Source organism: Paenibacillus swuensis (assembly GCF_001644605.1).
Lineage (GTDB): Bacteria > Bacillota > Bacilli > Paenibacillales > DY6 > Paenibacillus_N > Paenibacillus_N swuensis.
Genome location: NZ_CP011388.1, coordinates 4617616 through 4633395, shown reverse-complemented (window position 1 = coordinate 4633395; position 15780 = coordinate 4617616). Strand labels below are relative to the sequence as shown.

Annotated in this window: 20 protein-coding genes; 12 read left to right on the top strand and 8 right to left on the bottom strand. The window is 41.8% G+C overall.

What is annotated here, in order from left to right; genetic code table 11:
* The first annotated feature begins 31 nt into the window (after positions 1 to 31).
* Complete coding sequence (locus SY83_RS20925) at positions 32 to 952, top strand: ABC transporter permease (RefSeq protein ID WP_231891318.1); 921 nt, start codon at positions 32 to 34, stop codon at positions 950 to 952.
* A 132-nt stretch (positions 953 to 1084) separates the two neighbouring features.
* Positions 1085 to 2053, top strand: coding sequence for a peptide-methionine (S)-S-oxide reductase MsrA (gene msrA, locus SY83_RS20920; RefSeq protein ID WP_068610073.1), 969 nt, complete (start codon positions 1085 to 1087; stop codon positions 2051 to 2053).
* Between the two features lie 44 nt (positions 2054 to 2097).
* Here msrA and trhA read toward each other — a convergent pair whose 3' ends face one another.
* Positions 2098 to 2748, bottom strand: a complete 651-nt coding sequence (gene trhA / locus SY83_RS20915; protein ID WP_231891317.1) for a PAQR family membrane homeostasis protein TrhA — start codon at positions 2746 to 2748, stop codon at positions 2098 to 2100.
* Between the two features lie 192 nt (positions 2749 to 2940).
* On the opposite strand from trhA, the gene SY83_RS20910 reads away from it, so the two are divergent.
* The 7 genes from SY83_RS20910 to SY83_RS20885 all read left to right on the top strand — a co-directional run bounded on the left by SY83_RS20910 (position 2941) and on the right by SY83_RS20885 (position 6032).
* Positions 2941 to 3315, top strand: coding sequence for a cupredoxin domain-containing protein (locus SY83_RS20910; RefSeq protein ID WP_068610071.1), 375 nt, complete (start codon positions 2941 to 2943; stop codon positions 3313 to 3315).
* 86 nt (positions 3316 to 3401) lie between these two features.
* Positions 3402 to 3689 (top strand): Dabb family protein, encoded by a 288-nt coding sequence (locus SY83_RS20905; RefSeq protein ID WP_068610069.1) that lies wholly within the window; start codon positions 3402 to 3404, stop codon positions 3687 to 3689.
* A gap of 39 nt (positions 3690 to 3728) precedes the next feature.
* Positions 3729 to 3851: a hypothetical protein gene (locus SY83_RS23690; RefSeq protein WP_269453465.1), complete on the top strand. Its 123-nt coding sequence runs from the start codon at positions 3729 to 3731 to the stop codon at positions 3849 to 3851.
* 31 nt (positions 3852 to 3882) lie between these two features.
* Positions 3883 to 4308 carry a DUF86 domain-containing protein gene (locus tag SY83_RS20900; RefSeq protein ID WP_068610067.1) on the top strand — a complete coding sequence of 142 codons (426 nt, stop codon included), beginning with the start codon at positions 3883 to 3885 and terminating at the stop codon, positions 4306 to 4308.
* A gap of 110 nt (positions 4309 to 4418) precedes the next feature.
* The gene (locus tag SY83_RS20895) at positions 4419 to 5051 is read left to right on the top strand and encodes a helix-turn-helix transcriptional regulator (protein WP_068610065.1); all 633 of its coding nucleotides are present in this window, start codon (positions 4419 to 4421) and stop codon (positions 5049 to 5051) included.
* A gap of 137 nt (positions 5052 to 5188) precedes the next feature.
* Positions 5189 to 5695 carry a DUF948 domain-containing protein gene (locus SY83_RS20890; protein ID WP_068610063.1) on the top strand — a complete coding sequence of 169 codons (507 nt, stop codon included), beginning with the start codon at positions 5189 to 5191 and terminating at the stop codon, positions 5693 to 5695.
* Positions 5688 to 6032, top strand: a complete 345-nt coding sequence (locus SY83_RS20885; protein WP_068610061.1) for a YtxH domain-containing protein — start codon at positions 5688 to 5690, stop codon at positions 6030 to 6032. The genes SY83_RS20890 and SY83_RS20885 overlap by 8 nt, the downstream gene beginning before the upstream one ends.
* An 81-nt stretch (positions 6033 to 6113) precedes the next feature.
* Here SY83_RS20885 and SY83_RS20880 read toward each other — a convergent pair whose 3' ends face one another.
* The 5 genes from SY83_RS20880 to SY83_RS20865 all read right to left on the bottom strand — a co-directional run bounded on the left by SY83_RS20880 (position 6114) and on the right by SY83_RS20865 (position 10639).
* Positions 6114 to 7172, bottom strand: a complete 1059-nt coding sequence (locus SY83_RS20880; protein WP_231891316.1) for a phosphodiester glycosidase family protein — start codon at positions 7170 to 7172, stop codon at positions 6114 to 6116.
* A 220-nt stretch (positions 7173 to 7392) separates the two neighbouring features.
* Positions 7393 to 9207, bottom strand: coding sequence for an EAL domain-containing protein (locus SY83_RS20875; protein ID WP_068610057.1), 1815 nt, complete (start codon positions 9205 to 9207; stop codon positions 7393 to 7395).
* A gap of 61 nt (positions 9208 to 9268) precedes the next feature.
* Entirely contained in the window at positions 9269 to 9391 is a 123-nt protein-coding gene (locus SY83_RS23170) for a cyclic lactone autoinducer peptide (RefSeq protein WP_157279898.1), read from the bottom strand.
* Entirely contained in the window at positions 9388 to 9945 is a 558-nt protein-coding gene (locus SY83_RS20870) for an accessory gene regulator B family protein (RefSeq protein WP_068610055.1), read from the bottom strand. Before SY83_RS20870 ends, SY83_RS23170 begins: the two co-directional genes overlap by 4 nt.
* Complete coding sequence (locus SY83_RS20865; RefSeq protein WP_068610053.1) at positions 9932 to 10639, bottom strand: hypothetical protein; 708 nt, start codon at positions 10637 to 10639, stop codon at positions 9932 to 9934. Before SY83_RS20865 ends, SY83_RS20870 begins: the two co-directional genes overlap by 14 nt.
* A gap of 254 nt (positions 10640 to 10893) precedes the next feature.
* Here SY83_RS20865 and SY83_RS20860 point away from each other — a divergent pair, with 254 nt between their 5' ends.
* Entirely contained in the window at positions 10894 to 11484 is a 591-nt protein-coding gene (locus SY83_RS20860) for a CPBP family intramembrane glutamic endopeptidase (RefSeq protein WP_068610051.1), read from the top strand.
* Positions 11485 to 12180: 696 nt separating this feature from the next.
* On the opposite strand, the gene SY83_RS20850 is transcribed toward SY83_RS20860, so the two are convergent.
* Positions 12181 to 12825, bottom strand: coding sequence for a LytTR family transcriptional regulator DNA-binding domain-containing protein (locus SY83_RS20850; protein WP_068610047.1), 645 nt, complete (start codon positions 12823 to 12825; stop codon positions 12181 to 12183).
* Positions 12826 to 12959: 134 nt separating this feature from the next.
* Here SY83_RS20850 and SY83_RS20845 point away from each other — a divergent pair, with 134 nt between their 5' ends.
* Entirely contained in the window at positions 12960 to 13382 is a 423-nt protein-coding gene (locus SY83_RS20845; RefSeq protein WP_068610045.1) for a hypothetical protein, read from the top strand.
* A gap of 48 nt (positions 13383 to 13430) precedes the next feature.
* Here the strand turns inward: SY83_RS20845 and SY83_RS20840 are convergent, their stop codons facing one another.
* A complete protein-coding gene (locus tag SY83_RS20840) occupies positions 13431 to 14297 on the bottom strand; it encodes an AraC family transcriptional regulator (RefSeq protein WP_231891315.1) in 867 nt (288 codons plus the stop codon).
* A gap of 152 nt (positions 14298 to 14449) precedes the next feature.
* On the opposite strand from SY83_RS20840, the gene melA reads away from it, so the two are divergent.
* Complete coding sequence (gene melA / locus SY83_RS20835) at positions 14450 to 15748, top strand: alpha-glucosidase/alpha-galactosidase (RefSeq protein WP_068610043.1); 1299 nt, start codon at positions 14450 to 14452, stop codon at positions 15746 to 15748.
* Positions 15749 to 15780 lie beyond the last annotated feature (32 nt).

The following is a 15780-nucleotide window of genomic DNA, read 5'->3' as shown; positions in this document are numbered from 1 at the left end:
CATTTTATCACACCAGACAGGAGGATTCATCTTGAGAAAGAGTGGATTTGTACAGGAATTATCCAAAAACCGCAGTCTGTTCCTAATGGTATTGCCTGCCGTTGTTTTCTTCTTTATCTTTAGTTATCTTCCGATGGCCGGGATGATCATTGCCTTCAAATCGTATTCTTATACGGACGGCATATTCGGCAGTCCGTGGGTGGGTTTAGCAAACTTCGAATTTCTGTTCGAGTCAGGTAAAGCCTGGCTTATTACCAAGAACACCGTATTCTTTAACGTTATCTTTATGGTGGTTAACAACTTTCTGGAGATCGTCATTGCCATTATTCTATCGGAACTTGCCGGTAAATATCTTAAGAAGTTTCTTCAGTCCGCGATATTCTTACCGTATTTCATTTCATGGGTGGTCGCGGGCGCCATCGTATATAATTTGCTGAACTATGAGTTCGGAGCGGTAAACACATTTCTGAAATCACTGGGCATGGGCGCCATTGACGTATATAATAACCCGGATTATTGGGTATACATTCTTGCTTTCTTCAGTGCCTGGAAAATCGTGGGGTACGGAACGGTCATCTATTTGGCGACGATCACAGGAATTGATACCGAGATGCACGAGGCTGCCAAAATAGATGGAGCGACGTTGTTCCAACGCATTATTCACATTGTGATTCCCTACCTGATTCCTACCATTATTGTCTTGCTCTTGTTGAAAGTAAGCACAATTGCAAGGGGAGATTTCGGAATGTTTTATCAGCTCATCGGAAATAACGGCGTTCTGTTCGACAAAACGGATGTGATTGATACCTTCGCGTTCCGCGCTTTGCTTGATTTACAAGAGTTTGGCATGTCATCCGCGGTTGGTGTGTATCAGTCCGTTCTGAATTTCGTAATCATTATTCTTGTGAACGAAGCCGTAAAACGTTACAGCAGGGATAACGCTTTGTTCTAAGATGGAAGGTATGAAGTTGAGCGGTTCCTGTAGAGGGGCCGCTTTATTTTGTACATAACAATAAATCTGGTATCATTGAAATAAAGAAGCAGTCTTAATCCATCTTATAACATTTAGAGGAGTGATAGACATATGAATGGACATCAAGACCATTTCAAGAAAGCCACTTTTGCCGGAGGATGTTTCTGGTGTATGGTGAAGCCGTTTGACGAAATGCCGGGCATTCAGAGCGTAATCTCAGGTTACACGGGCGGACATACCGAGAATCCTACGTATAAAGAAGTATGCTCCGAGACGACCGGACATTACGAAGCCGTACAGATCACCTATGATCCGGAAGTTTTCCCATATAGACAGCTGTTAGAATTGTACTGGCAGCAGATTGATCCGACCGATCCCGGGGGGCAGTTCCATGACCGCGGTCAGTCCTACCAGACAGCCATTTTCTATCAGGATGAGGAACAAAGACAGCAAGCAGAGGCGTCCAAACAACAGCTTCAGAACAGCGGAAGGTTTACCAAGCCGATCGTTACGGACATCTTACCTGCCAAAGAGTTCTATCCAGCCGAAGAGTACCACCAAGGGTATTATCGCAAAAACCCGGCCCACTATGAAGGTTACAGCAAAGCTTCCGGCCGTCAGGATTTTATTAAAGAGAATTGGTCGTATCGCAAGAATGATCAGGAATTGAAAGAAAGGCTGACACCGATTCAATATCATGTCACGCAAAATAACGGCACCGAGCATCCGTTTCGCAACGAATTCTGGGATCACAAAGGTGAAGGCATATATGTTGACATCGTTTCAGGAGAACCGCTGTTCAGCTCCTTGGACAAGTTCGATTCGGGATGCGGGTGGCCTAGCTTTACGAATCCGTTGAAGGAAAGCCATGTGAAAGAGCATTCCGACCTAACACACGGCATGGTTCGTACGGAAGTTCGAAGCTCTGACGCGGATTCCCACCTTGGTCATGTCTTTAATGACGGACCGGGGGAGAACGGACTACGTTATTGTATCAACTCCGCGGCACTCCGGTTTATTCCCAAAGAGGATTTGGCCAAAGAAGGTTATCCGCAGTATGTTGCACTGTTCAACAAATAAAGGAGACAGATAAGCAGCCCAGGTTTTAATGGGCTGCTTCTGTTTTATGTACGGGGCATGACATACATTACGATCATAATAAAGTGAATGACGGACCCGGCCATCACAAACAGATGAAAGATTTCATGAAATCCGAATCGGTTAGGATAGAAATCGAATATTTTCGTGGCATAGATGACACCGCCTACAGTGTATGCGATACCGCCGCTAATCATCAGAATAATCGCTTGATACGGCAGGTTTTGCAGCAACTGACCGAAAGGGATAACAGCCATCCAGCCCAACGCGATATAGAACAGGGTGGACACCGAACGAGGTACGCGAATAAAGAAAAGCTTCAATATAATCCCTACCGTGATCAAGGCCCAAATACATACCAGCATCGACCATTTCCAGGCACCCTCCAATCCGTAAAAAAATACAGGTGTATAGGACCCGCCGATCAGGATATAAATGGAAACATGGTCTAATTTCTTCAGCATGAGCTCTTTGCTCGGAGTTGTGCTTACCCAATGATAGAGGGAGCTTGCACCGTACAACAGAATGATACTGCTTCCGTAAATGGTCATGGTGACGAGTTGGGACGGGCTCTCTCTGGAGATGAGAATCAGAAATATAAGTCCTGCGATTCCGGCCAGAAAAGTAATGAAATGCGTCCAAGTATTCACAGGTTCTTTCATTTTCATAAGTTTCATAACGGTCCCCTCCGTTTATGCTTGTTACTGCCTAATTCTAATTATATCTCACTTTGGAAGCTCAATCTATTTTTTGCCGCGAGAGGCACTTCCATAATGTTCATCTTTTTGTCATAATATTAATGTTGAGCTTAAAGCGCTTTATTAGGTAGAATAGAAGTATTGGATATTTTGAAGGAGGACTACTGACAGATGCACAAATGGGTTATGGCTACGTTATGTTCAGCGCTGGTGGTGCTCAGCTTGGTCTTGATGACCGTTGGTTTACCGAAGGCCGAAGAAGCGGAAAGCCCGGAAGAAGCAGCGAACACGTTGAAAATTGTGGCGTCGAACTTTAAGTTTGATCAGCAGGAGTACAAGGTGAAAGCCGGCGAAACGAAGACGGTTAAGCTTCAGAACAAGCTGGGCAAGCACGGCGTTGAGATTCAAGGTCTTGACGTGAAGCTGGATGAGAACAATCCGGAGAAGGAAGTTACTTTCGACAAACCGGGAACCTATGAGTTGGTATGTTCCGTGATGTGCGGCGAAGGTCATATGGATATGAAATCCGTACTTATTGTTGAATAATAGAATGGGAGGCTCGCAATGAAGATTGCGGGCTTTTCTTCTTTAGGAAAGACCATACCAATGCAATGAAGAGGAGCGTGCAGGACATGATAACACATATCGTTTGTTTCAAATTGAAGGACAACAGCCCGGAGGCCGTTCATATAACACGGAATGTCCTACTGGGGATGGAAGGACGCATACAAGAACTGCAACACATTGAAGTAGGAGTTGATGTGCTGCATTCTGAGCGATCTTACGATCTTGCCCTCGTGACGAAGTTTAATTCTCTTGAAGACCTCCAGGCGTATCAGGTACATCCCGTGCACCAGGAAGTCATTAAACATATGTCCCAAGTGCGCGAAGCGTCCGTATCGGTTGACTACGAATCCTAAAATGCATAAGCAACAAGCGTCTAGAAAGGCAGGATCTGAATGGAAGAAGCCAAAGATTTGAAAGATGTCTACGAAACGATGATGATCGTCGTCATATTCATCGTAGCGTTTATCGTGATGATTCCGATCCTCAAGCGCAGAGGAAAGAAAAAGCGTAAATAAAGCCTCATCTCATCACCAAGGAGGAATCCATGTGTACTATGTGAATCACGAACAGATCGACTTGCGGTTGAATTTCCTACCGGTTGTCGTGAGTGCGTTGCGCGAACTTGAACGTAAGGAAAGCGGCTTTACCATGCTGGATCATTTTGCTCAGGAACGAGCGCTGCATCTGGCGATTGAAGCCGTTACGGATGTGGGGAGCTATATGATTGATGCTTTCATTATGCGGGATCCCAGCAGCTACGAGGACATTTTAAGTATTTTGCAGGACGAGAAGGTGTATACAGACGAGGTATATCATACGCTGACAGCTTTGGTAAAGCTTCGCCGTCCGTTGGTACAGGAATTTTTTGAATGGGAACGGGTTGGGAAGCATGAGCTTCTGAAAGAGTTACCTGATGCACTGGAAGACTTCGCTGATTCGGTCAGGTCTTATTTGGAGAAGGAAAAGGCTTAGCTCTTGTTAAGCCAATAAAGATAGTAAACATAAATGTTTATTAATTTACTTATCCTTGGCGATGCATTACAATATTACATATAAGGCATAACGCAAGGTGATGAGAAACGATGAATAACATCCAAGAAACTTCAACCCGAAGAGTCATATTAAACCTGCTGAAGACGCGGGGGTTCATGACCGTAAACGGGCTGGCCAAGGAATTACAAATTACCGAGATGGCGGTACGTCGCCATTTGAATACACTAGAGCGTGACGGTTTAATTGATTCCAAGTTGATTAGGCAGGCGATGGGGCGGCCCACACAGCAATATGCCCTTACGGAACTTGCCGAGGATCTGTTCCCCAAGAACTATCACACCCTTACTCTGGATTTGCTACAAGAATTAGAGGCAGATGAAGGGGAAGGGACCGTAGCTCGTCTGTTTGAACGCCGCAAGGATAAGCTGTTTCTGAAGTACAATGACAGGATGAGGGATTTGCCGCTGGAGGAACGTGTCGCTTTGCTGACGGAGATACAGAATGCGGGCGGTTATATGGCATCCTGGTCTGAGGCGGAAGACGGGGGATACCTGTTGCAAGAGCATAACTGTCCCATTTCACAGGTGGCGAATCAGTTTAATCAGGCTTGCAATTGTGAGCTGCAGTTATTCGAACAGTTGTTAGGTACTCCGGTTGAACGGACGGAATGCCTGGCTAAGGGCGGCCAGAAATGCACCTACCGGATTAATGCTAAGACATGAATCGATTTAATGAGGGAGCTTCCTGAAGGGAGGTTCTTTTTTTTTGCACAAATCGGTGTCAAAACGCTCCCTTGCTACTTATACTGTCATTAAGAAATGGGCATTTACCTATTTATGCGGCACGGGAGGGAAACGGGATGCTTACTTGGGTGCTTTGCGCCGGTGTTGTATCAATCATTGCATTCATTCTCTATGGTATTCGAGTATTGGTCACGTTGCAAAGCGTTCTGATGCAGGCGGGATTACGTATGGAGGAAGCGTCCGGCCATCTTGAGAAAACGAGTGAACTGGCCGACATCTGGTTACAAGAATCCATTCGTTTAGCGCAAGATGTAAACCGGAAGGCGGAAGCCATGGATGGCTTTTTCCGGACGGCTGAACACGCAGGGACTGTGATGGAGCATACCGCGTCTAAGGTGAAGCTGATTAGCCAACAGTTGACACAAGCTGCCAATGCCGCAGTTCTAAGCGAGCGTGAAGGCGCTTCAGAAGCCCGCTCCTCGCTGGATTGGACGGAAGCAGGACGCATGGTGTTTAGCGTCTGGTTAAGGCATCTGCAGCATCGTACGGCTCGTGAGCAGACCGCTGCGGCCGCAGGTAAGGTAAATGACCCTGTAAATAAGGGAGAGGATTCAAATGTCTAAAGGTAAAACGTTTATTATCGGCAGTCTCGTGGGAGGTCTGATCGGTTCGGTAGCGGCTTTATTATTCGCGCCTAAAGCGGGTAAAGAATTGCGTACCGATATTGCGCAGCAATGTAACGCGGTGGCGGATAAAACCAAGGATTTGGCACTAAATGTCAGTCAAAAAACGACGGATATCGCCAAAGAAGTCGGAACAACGGCTACAGATTGGTATGGCCGTACGAAAGAAGCGGTTGCCCAGGCAGCTTGCGAGGTCAAATCATGGAAAGAACGCACCACAGGAGCACACGCAGAAGTGGCTGCTACGCAAGAAAAGGACTTAGAAGAGTCCAACTGAATACATGGCCGTGAAATGAAACAAGGATCCGCTGAAGGATCCTTGTTTCATTTGTGGAGAGAACGGGTACAGGTGAGTAGTTTACCAACGGGAAGGATCTAACTGTTCCTTGGTTGCATGTGCCCAGATGTTAGGAATTGTAATGGCTTCCGGCTGTTCGAACACAAGAAAAGCTGTTGGTAAATAACGTTCGCCATGTTGGCTGGCAGGCTTATTTACAATGCGGGGATCAATTTCTTCTGACTCGTCGGAATTGTTGGATCCGTTACCTTCGACAAGGACCGTGGAGGAACCACCGTCCAGATTTGCGGCAATGACAGCACCTTCGGATAAGAGAATCTGTTGAATTTCATACAGATTCGTTCCGATGCTATGTCCTGGCTGCCTGCCGTCCACAATGACGAACAGAATGGTTCCATCGGCCTTCTGGCCCATAGCGGTTCGGGGCGCGATCCCCCAACCCTGAGCTTCGTTCTTCAACTGACCTTTGCCATTCACGATCAGTCGGGGCTGGAAGGTTACAGCTTCTTTAATATCTAATTTCAGCAACTCATTAGGTGAATAGTTCCCGGCGATCATCTTGCCGGTTTTATCTATACCAACGATTTGAGCGGGTTTATTCCGGCCGCTGCTGTCAAAGAAGATTTCGCCGTTCGAGATGACCAGACCAATAGGTACGAACCCGTTTCCTTTCCAGTTAGGATCTGCGAAACCGCCTGCGTTAACGCCGAGTAAAGCGCCGGTGCGCTTTACCATAGAAGAAACTTTCTCGCCTTTTCCTGCTTTGTCAGGAACAACAAGCCTTAGGGATTTAGGGTCTCTAACATAGACGATATGCCCTTTGTACCCTTTACCGGATATTTCTTTAATTTCAACAGGTTTGGCTTGTGTAGGGTTGGAAACGTTCTCGGTGAGTTTAATCTCGTGTGTCGCTTTCTCGGAACCTGTGGCCACTGCAATATTCTGATAATCATTGACCCGTGACTTTAATGCTTCGTCACCGATGACATATTTGGCCCATATACGGTGCTGAGAAGAAATCAGTGTATCCGCTACTAGATAACGAAAGTGATGACCGGATGTCGTCATAAAGATCCAGGCGATAAACAAGGTGATTACAAATAAAAAACTGCTTAACATAAACAGTAATCCCCTGATGAAACGCTGTGTGCGGGATTTCTTCGGAAGTTTAATTGTAGCTGATGTATGCGCTGAATTACGGGGTGATAGAGGTTTGGATTCATTCATATCTAATGTTCACCAATTTCTCTTTTAGATTTTTTCTGTTCATTCATTTTAACGCATAAAAAAAGAGAAAGGTTACAACCTTTCCTCTGTTTTCGTTTTTATAAATGATATTTTAATTCATATTGAATAAATTTTGTTGGTTAGTAACCAGTAAAGCGAACTCCTCCGGGGGGATAGGCCTACTGAAGATATACCCCTGAATTTGATCGCACCCTTTGGCAATAAGAAATTCAAGCTGCTCGCGTGTCTCCACACCTTCGGCCAATGTCTTAATCTTGAGTTGCTTGGACATGGCGATTAGGGCTGTAACGATAGCTTCGTTGTCTTCATCCGTTGTGAGTTCCCGTATAAAGGATTGATCGATTTTCAGCGTGTCCACATCAAACCGTTTCAAGTAATTCAGGGATGAATAGCCTGTGCCGAAGTCGTCGATGGATACTTGAACACCCATTTCTTTAAGCTTGCTCAATGTATCCATAATGTACGATACGTTCTTCATTGCAACATTCTCGGTAATTTCCAGACACAGTCGGTGAGGGTCCAATCCCGTTTCACTCAACGTTTGTTGTACATATTTGACGAAACCGGGCTGGTGGAATTGGTTGACTGAAATATTAACGGAAACCGTTAACAGAGGAAGTCCTTGTTCCTCCCATTTCTTGTTCTGGATGCAGGATTCCCGAAGAACCCAGTTGCCAATTGGTAAGATTAAGCCGGTTTCCTCTGCTAAAGGGATAAAATCCCCTGGGGAAATCATCCCTTGCGGATGTTTCCAGCGTACTAGCGATTCCATGCCGGTAATGCTGCCTGTTTTTAAATCAACCAGAGGCTGATAAAATACGGTAATTTCACTTTTATCAAGCGCTTTCCGAAGTTGATTCTCAAGATTAAGCTGTTCCAATGAGCGATGATTCATCTCCTGGTAATACAGTTGGAACGTATTACCGCCTTTCTCCTTGGCGCGATACATGGCCGTGTCCGCATTCTTAATCAGTGTATCCGCGTCGGTTCCGTCATGAGGGTAGATACTTATGCCTGTACTCGAAGAAATATAAAGCTCTTGTTCCAGATAAATGAAAGGTTCGCTGAACAAATCGGAGAGACCCTTGGCGAAGTTCTTGACTTCATCAATATGGACAAAGTTCGAGAGCAGAATAATAAATTCATCTCCGCTAAATCGACACACCACATCGTTGGAGGTAACATAGCTACTGAGCTTAGCTGCAACATATTTCAGTAATTCATCACCTACATAGTGACCCAGCGTATCGTTAATGATCTTAAAACGATCGAGGTCAATGAACACAACAGCAAGCATGCGGTCGGATTGGTCGGCTTCTTTAAAGAATTGGTTTAACTTTTTTTGAAATAACAGACGATTGGGGAGATCGGTAAGGGAATCATGATAAGCCATGTGTAAGATGCGTTCTTCAGCCTTCTTCTTGGCCGCAACAGCTTGAATTGTCGCATAGGAACGCATAAACTGGGTGTCTTGGCTTTCAGAGATGATCGAATTTATATGAGCCACAGGGTCAAAGTCCGACGGACCCTCGTGATTATGTTCATTACTAATTTTGAGCATTCGCAGTACTTTATCGATATGTTCCTTCTGTATGCGAGCAGCCGAGGCTGTCTTAATTTCCTTGCTGGAGTTACTTTCACCGAGATATACGACCCCTTTACGCGAGTCATATTCTTTGACATGATTCATGTTGACGATATTGGTGCTGTCAAGCATACGAAAACCATCTTCAAACAGCCACTCTTCCAAGCTGTCAAAAGATGTATCTAGATAATACTGTTTAGTTTTAGTGTGTATCAGATACTCCCGATCCCGATATAAGTCAATTTTCACTACATCGGCGGAGTCGATTAGGAGAACTTCCGACCCTCTCTTGCCATCGCGTGTTACTGGAATTCGTTGCATGATTCATCAGCTCCGTAAGAGGAAGGATAAAGCTGCCGCCAATGGCGACAGCTTGTATGTACTACTTTTTAAGCAATTCTGTTGGAGTTTCTGGACGATTGAAGCAATAAGAATTAGTGAATACAAAGAAAGTGCCTACTGCCATTAAAGCCAAACTTGAGTACTTAGCAATAAAATGTTTCATATGTTTATTCTCCTTTCAATATAGTGGATTATATTATACGCAAGTTTGGTTAGAAAAAAAGCTTGCGTAATAAAAACCAACGACAATAGACTTGAAGAAATAATAAAGTTAGTTGAAACAATTAGTATTGAAATTAATTTTAATAAAGGATAATATCTTCTATCAATTCGACTAATATTTTCAATTCCCTCTGGTGCCTTTATCAAAAAAATAATAATGGCTATTATATTAAAAAGAACACCTAGAAAATAATAGTTGAACTCCGCGAAAGTAATGCTAGATAGCAATATGACTGAAAATAAACAACATGCTAGAGAACTATTTAAGTGGACACCACCAGTAAAGTATCGAAGAAGCAAAAATGTGGCTAACACGATAACTGCTTCGTAAAACCTATGAGTCAATATTGAAATTATAAATATTAAAACCATTGATGTGGTTGAGTTAATAATAAGGCTTAAGGAATAACGCAGGGCAATCTCCGAACCAGCTTCCGGATAATGTTTTCGAATTGACCTTGCAATATTTTGTGCAGTTGAATCAATAATGTTCATTAATATTCTGCCTCTCAAAAGACTTAGTTAACAGCTGCTTATTTCTTTTATAGGATACATATAAACCTATTAAAAGTGATAAAGCTAGGATAATCAAGAGTGAAAAGTGAACGTTATTTATTCTAATAGAATATGTAATAAAGTTCACAACTAAAATTGACACTAACAGCACTGCTGAAACAATAAAGTTATAGCCCTTGATAGCTTTATTCCAAGTGAAAGTACTAGATTTAAAAAGAAAACCTATTTTTCTTTTTTGTAGTACAAAAGAAATGAAAAGCATTACCAAGCCAGAAAGTAAAAATAATATTGCTGAATGAATGTTGTTTGTGGATATTAGTTCCACGGTTGTTAATTTCAGGTAAACTCCAGTGAATACAATAACAATCTCGATTAATGTTGCCGCAACTATTCCAATAATTGCAATAAGTAGAGAATAAACAAAATTTAATCTAAAAAAGATTGTTATTAAAACAATAGTAAAAATAGCATTTGAAAATACAGCATAATCAGGTAAATTAGCGATCTCACGTAAGTAAAAACCTAATAATCCAAGAATGGCGCCCATCAGTCCTATTTTCCAATAGTTGTTTTTTACTGGGAAACGAAATAAAGTAAGAGATAATATTAATCCTGAAAAGAATTCCAAGCTTGAAAAAACAACTTTGAGAATAACAAGTCCCACATTGAGCATAGTAGAGTAATTCCTTTCGAGAGTAGAGGCTTATGTAATATTTTATGACAGAATATGGCGTCTATAATATAGTCGAAAAGTCCTATTTGTTAATATTTTCATGAATAAATTAGTTGCTATTCTTAGTTTATTATAGTTCTTTCTATTCAACAAGTCATAATTTGTCGGGAAATGGAACTATATTGTACTTTTTGTATTTAGTTTTTTAAGTATATGGTATTATATTTGTATCTAAGCTTGGAGGAAATTATTAAATGTTATCCTACTTATTTGCTTTTATTGTTTTCATTGGCACACGAATTGTTTTATTAGGAGAGTTGAATAAATATATTATTGTTTTAGTACCTTTAACATGTGGAATTGTATTTTTTCTAGTATTAAAGAAACAAATTTTAACGTATGACTATAATGTTATAGTAAGAGAACCAAATCTAAGAAAGTGGTATTTTGAGTCTCTTAAATATGCAATATATATTCAAGCCCTCTGTAATATTGCGATTAACTATATATTTAATTTAGACCTTACTTATATTTCAGTGGTTAATACTTTGTATCCAGTAGCAGCAATTTATACTGTATTCTTATCTCCTGTGCTGGAGGAAATTGTATTTAGAAAATGGATGTTTGGTCACTTACATACGAAATTAGGTTTTTGGAGTAGTGCAATTATCAGTAGCTTTTTGTTTTCATTCTTACATTTTAATTTATCTGCATCTATTGGCATGTTTCTAACTGGAGTTTTGTTCTGTTACTTCTATAAAAAAAGCCAAAGCCTAATGGTTACAATAAGTGCTCATATTACACTGAACTTTCTAGTACTTATAGCTATGACTTTACGTTCATAATGATATTTAACACACATACAAGTGGGGTCGCATAATGGTAGTTTTGTTTATAGGTTATTTTTTTCTTTGGTCTACATTTCTTTTAATGACTTTGACTATTTACAGATTTAAGATTGAAAAGTACTTTATCCAAATTTTACTTTGTACAATTATATTGACTCCGCTTTCTGTAATCATTAAAACTAATGCTTATAATTTTCTTGGTATACTGCAACTAATTTCTGTTGTTATATTTTTTTGGCTAATTTTTAAAGTGAGGTTTACATATTCATTGGTTATGACTGTGAGTGTTTTCTTAATAAGTGGAATTCCAGACTTGATAGTAGATTATGTGTATGAGAGATTTTTTAATATTGTAATAGTACCCCTTATACCTCAGATATCAGCTATTATTCTATTTAATATTGCCATTACTTTAATCTGTAGAAGGTTTAGAATTGGCTTTTCTTTTATTCCGCTAAATAATAAATTACGTCCGATAAAATTTACAAAACGAAATATATTTATGCTCATAAGTTTAGTTATCACGGTAACAATAGGAACCTATTTTATTACAGAGGAAAAAGGTCCCCTTTTTATTTTGTGTTTATTCATAATTATACTCTTCATAATATATGTTACTTTCAAAGAACTCTACATAAGAGAAATAGAAGACTAAAAAAGCCACCCTCGGGTGGCTTTTATTCTATCTTTCCTTCAATCCCATGAAAATACATGAATCAAGCTGCGCTTCAAGGGACTCATGGAAACCTGCAGGGTTTGATTCGTATTGTTCGCGATGGAGCGCGCGATTAAATTGCGGTACTTCTTCTGTCTTATTAATGCGATGGTAACGTATACAGTTCTTTCCACATTAAAATAAAGTATTCCGTTATCCTCATCCTGATCCACAATCTTATTTAAGTTCGCGTAGAGGTGGCGATCGGTCTTGATAAAACCTGAATCCTCTAACGCATCCAAAAATTCGCTGAAGGCGGACAACGTTTCAATCTTGTTCTTGTACTGCTTATCGGCGGTGTTGAACGTAACATAATCATCGTCCACTTCTATATGAGATACGTCGTTTAAATCCATCTGGACGAAGGGTTTGTTAAACAGCTGGCTTGATTCTTCCTTTATGTAACCGGCTTTAATCATTAAGTGTTCGTAAGGATAATTGTAGGCTGAAGATAATTTCATTAGAGTGTCAGGGGAGGGCTTAATGTAGTCACCGTTCTTCGCATTGCTCTTGTTCTTCTCTAGGTCGCGAATATATACATGGCTTAATCCACACCGTTTCGCGGCCTCACGCAAAGACATAGATCCCCTTAAATGTTCCAGAAAATTACCCAATGTTTCCATATCTCTATAACCTCCTCTTCATCATATTTTACCACATAATTGGCAAAAAAGCTAAAAGAATTGACGACTTTGTAATATTAAGTTTACAATAGTTGTGTTAGTATATTTTAACAACAACTATGGTAGGTGTCTACATGGGTATCGTTATTCCGTTTCATATATACAAGATTAAAGAAACCAATGTTCACTTTACTTCACTGAAGGTAAAGAAAGTATTCGAATATAAAGGATATCCTCACTTCGCTCCATGCATGCCCATTAGGAACGATATGCAATGGTACAGTGATCCTGAGCGTGAATTCGGTGTATGGATTGTTAACCAATCCGAACATCCGATTTTTATCAATTTGAGCATGGATATGGGTTGGTCCGGACTGGTATTTCGTTCAACGGCTCCATTCTATGAAAATACCAATGTACATTCTCGCAAGATGAGAGAACATTTGGCCTGGATTGTCGATGATCATGGTTACGGTCAATATGGCGTTGTCGAGGATAACGGTAACTTATGGGTGCCTTCTGTAAAACCTCCAACTTGGAAACCTGTCACAACATGAACCTTATAAAGTTAAGCGCAGCTTACGACTACAAGCTGCGCTTTTTTTTCATTGGCAGGGGGAAGGATCTCTTTTCCTTGTGATGTTGCGGTAATCGGTGGGGGAGGACCCGAACCATTTCTTAAATTGCTTCGAAAAATACAATGAGTCTGGAAATCCCACAGATGAAGCCACTTGATCGACGGTCAACCGTTCGTTCTGCAACAACAGTTTAGCTCGTTCCATACGAACTTTTAACAAATAATTCATGGGGGAGAAGCCGGTGTGCTGTTTGAACATTTTGGAAAGATGCGTACGATGGTAGCCAAGACTTTGAGCCATATTCTCTATTGAAATCGGTTGATAATATTGCAATGTAATCCACCGAATCGCTTGTTCTACTTGTTGCTGAATCATGGTTGAAGGCGTCTCACCCTCGGTGGGATTGTTTGCTTTCTTACCGGCATATTCCGCCAGCAGCAAACGCATGTATCCCCCTGCAATTAAATCACAATTGGAATCCCCTCGCTGAAGCGATTGCAGAATACGATTGTTTAGTAATCGCAACTTGCGCAAAGATCGCCCTGAAACAACGGGCCGCTGGGCGGTTATATACATCTTGCTCAGCATTTCATCAGCCGCATGTCCGCGGAAGCCGATCCAACAATATTCCCAAGGCTCATCCGCATCCGCCTCGTAATGCACAAGATCACCGGGGAAAATAAAGAAGCTGTCGCCTTGAGCGAGCTTGTATTCCCTGCCCATACAATGGTACTTACCTTTTCCGTTTAGAACAAGATGCACCAACATATGATCATGAACGGAAGGTCCGGCCTTGTGGGACGGCTCTGTCTGGGCATAACCGCCGAAGGTCACGACTAATTCTCCTTTAGAAGGGTAAGGATTGGTTGCGAATGTGTCCCTTATATGTCCCAAATGAAATGACTCCTTTACATCGAACTATCGTAAAGTATACTACATTTCTCCATATGTAACATGTATTCCTCCATGGTTGCTTTTACATAACGCTGATATAGTGAAGGTAGTTAAAGAAAGCGCTATATTATATCAAACAATGGAGGATGTTCATGTCTAAAATTACTTTTTTAGGTGCAGGCAGCACAGTTTTCGCGAAAAATGTTCTAGGTGATTGTATGTTGACTCCAGCTTTAAACGGCTTTGAATTCGCTTTATTTGATATTGATGCGGAACGTTTGCGCGATTCCGAGATGATGCTGAATAACTTAAAGGAAACTGCAGGCAGTACCTGCACGATTAAGGCCTATCATGATCGCAAAGAGGCGCTTCGCGGAGCTAAATATGTTATTAACGCCATTCAAGTCGGTGGTTATGATCCCTGTACGATTACTGATTTTGAGATTCCTAAGAAATACGGCCTAAGACAAACGATTGCGGATACGATCGGAATCGGGGGTATCTTCCGTAATTTGAGAACGATTCCCGTCATGCTTGATTTTGCTAAAGATATTAATGAAGTATGTCCTGACGCGCTTTTCCTGAACTATACAAATCCAATGGCAGTATTGACCAATGTCATGAATACTTACGGCGGTATTAATACGGTGGGTCTGTGTCATAGCGTTCAAGCTTGTGTTCCTGAAATGTTCAAGAACCTGGGCATCGATTCCACAGGGGTTCAATGGAAGATTGCCGGTATCAATCATATGGCATGGCTGCTGGAAGTGACTAAGGACGGGCAGGACTTGTATCCGGAGATTAAACGCCTGGCTCGGGAGAAACAGAACGAGAAGCATCACGATATGGTTCGGTTTGAGCTAATGTTGAAATTCGGCTACTACATTACAGAATCCTCAGAGCATAATGCGGAGTATCATCCGTATTTCATCAAGAAGAATTATCCGGAGCTCATTGAGCGGTTCAACATTCCTTTAGATGAGTATCCGCGTCGTTGTGTAGATCAGATTGAGGGCTGGAAGAAAATGCGCGATCAGTTGGTAAATGACAAAAATCTGGAGCACAAACGCTCACACGAATATGCTTCTTACATTCTAGAGGCAATAGAAACCGACAACCCGTTCAAAATCGGCGGAAATGTGATGAACACCGGTTTAATCACGAATTTACCGAAAGAAGCTTGCGTAGAAGTTCCTTGTTTAGTGGATGCGAGCGGAGTTACACCAACTTATGTCGGTGATCTGCCTCCGCAATGCGCAGCGCTGAACCGTACGAACATTAACACCCAATTGCTAACGATTGAAGCGGCCATTACAGGGAAGAGAGATCACGTCTATCATGCGGCTATGCTTGATCCGCATACGGCAGCTGAGTTGTCGATGGACGATATCGTCTCGATGTGCGACGAGCTCATTGAAGCACATGGCGGTTGGTTGCCTGCATTGAAATAGTACCACATTAGAAAAGCCATCAACCCTTAATT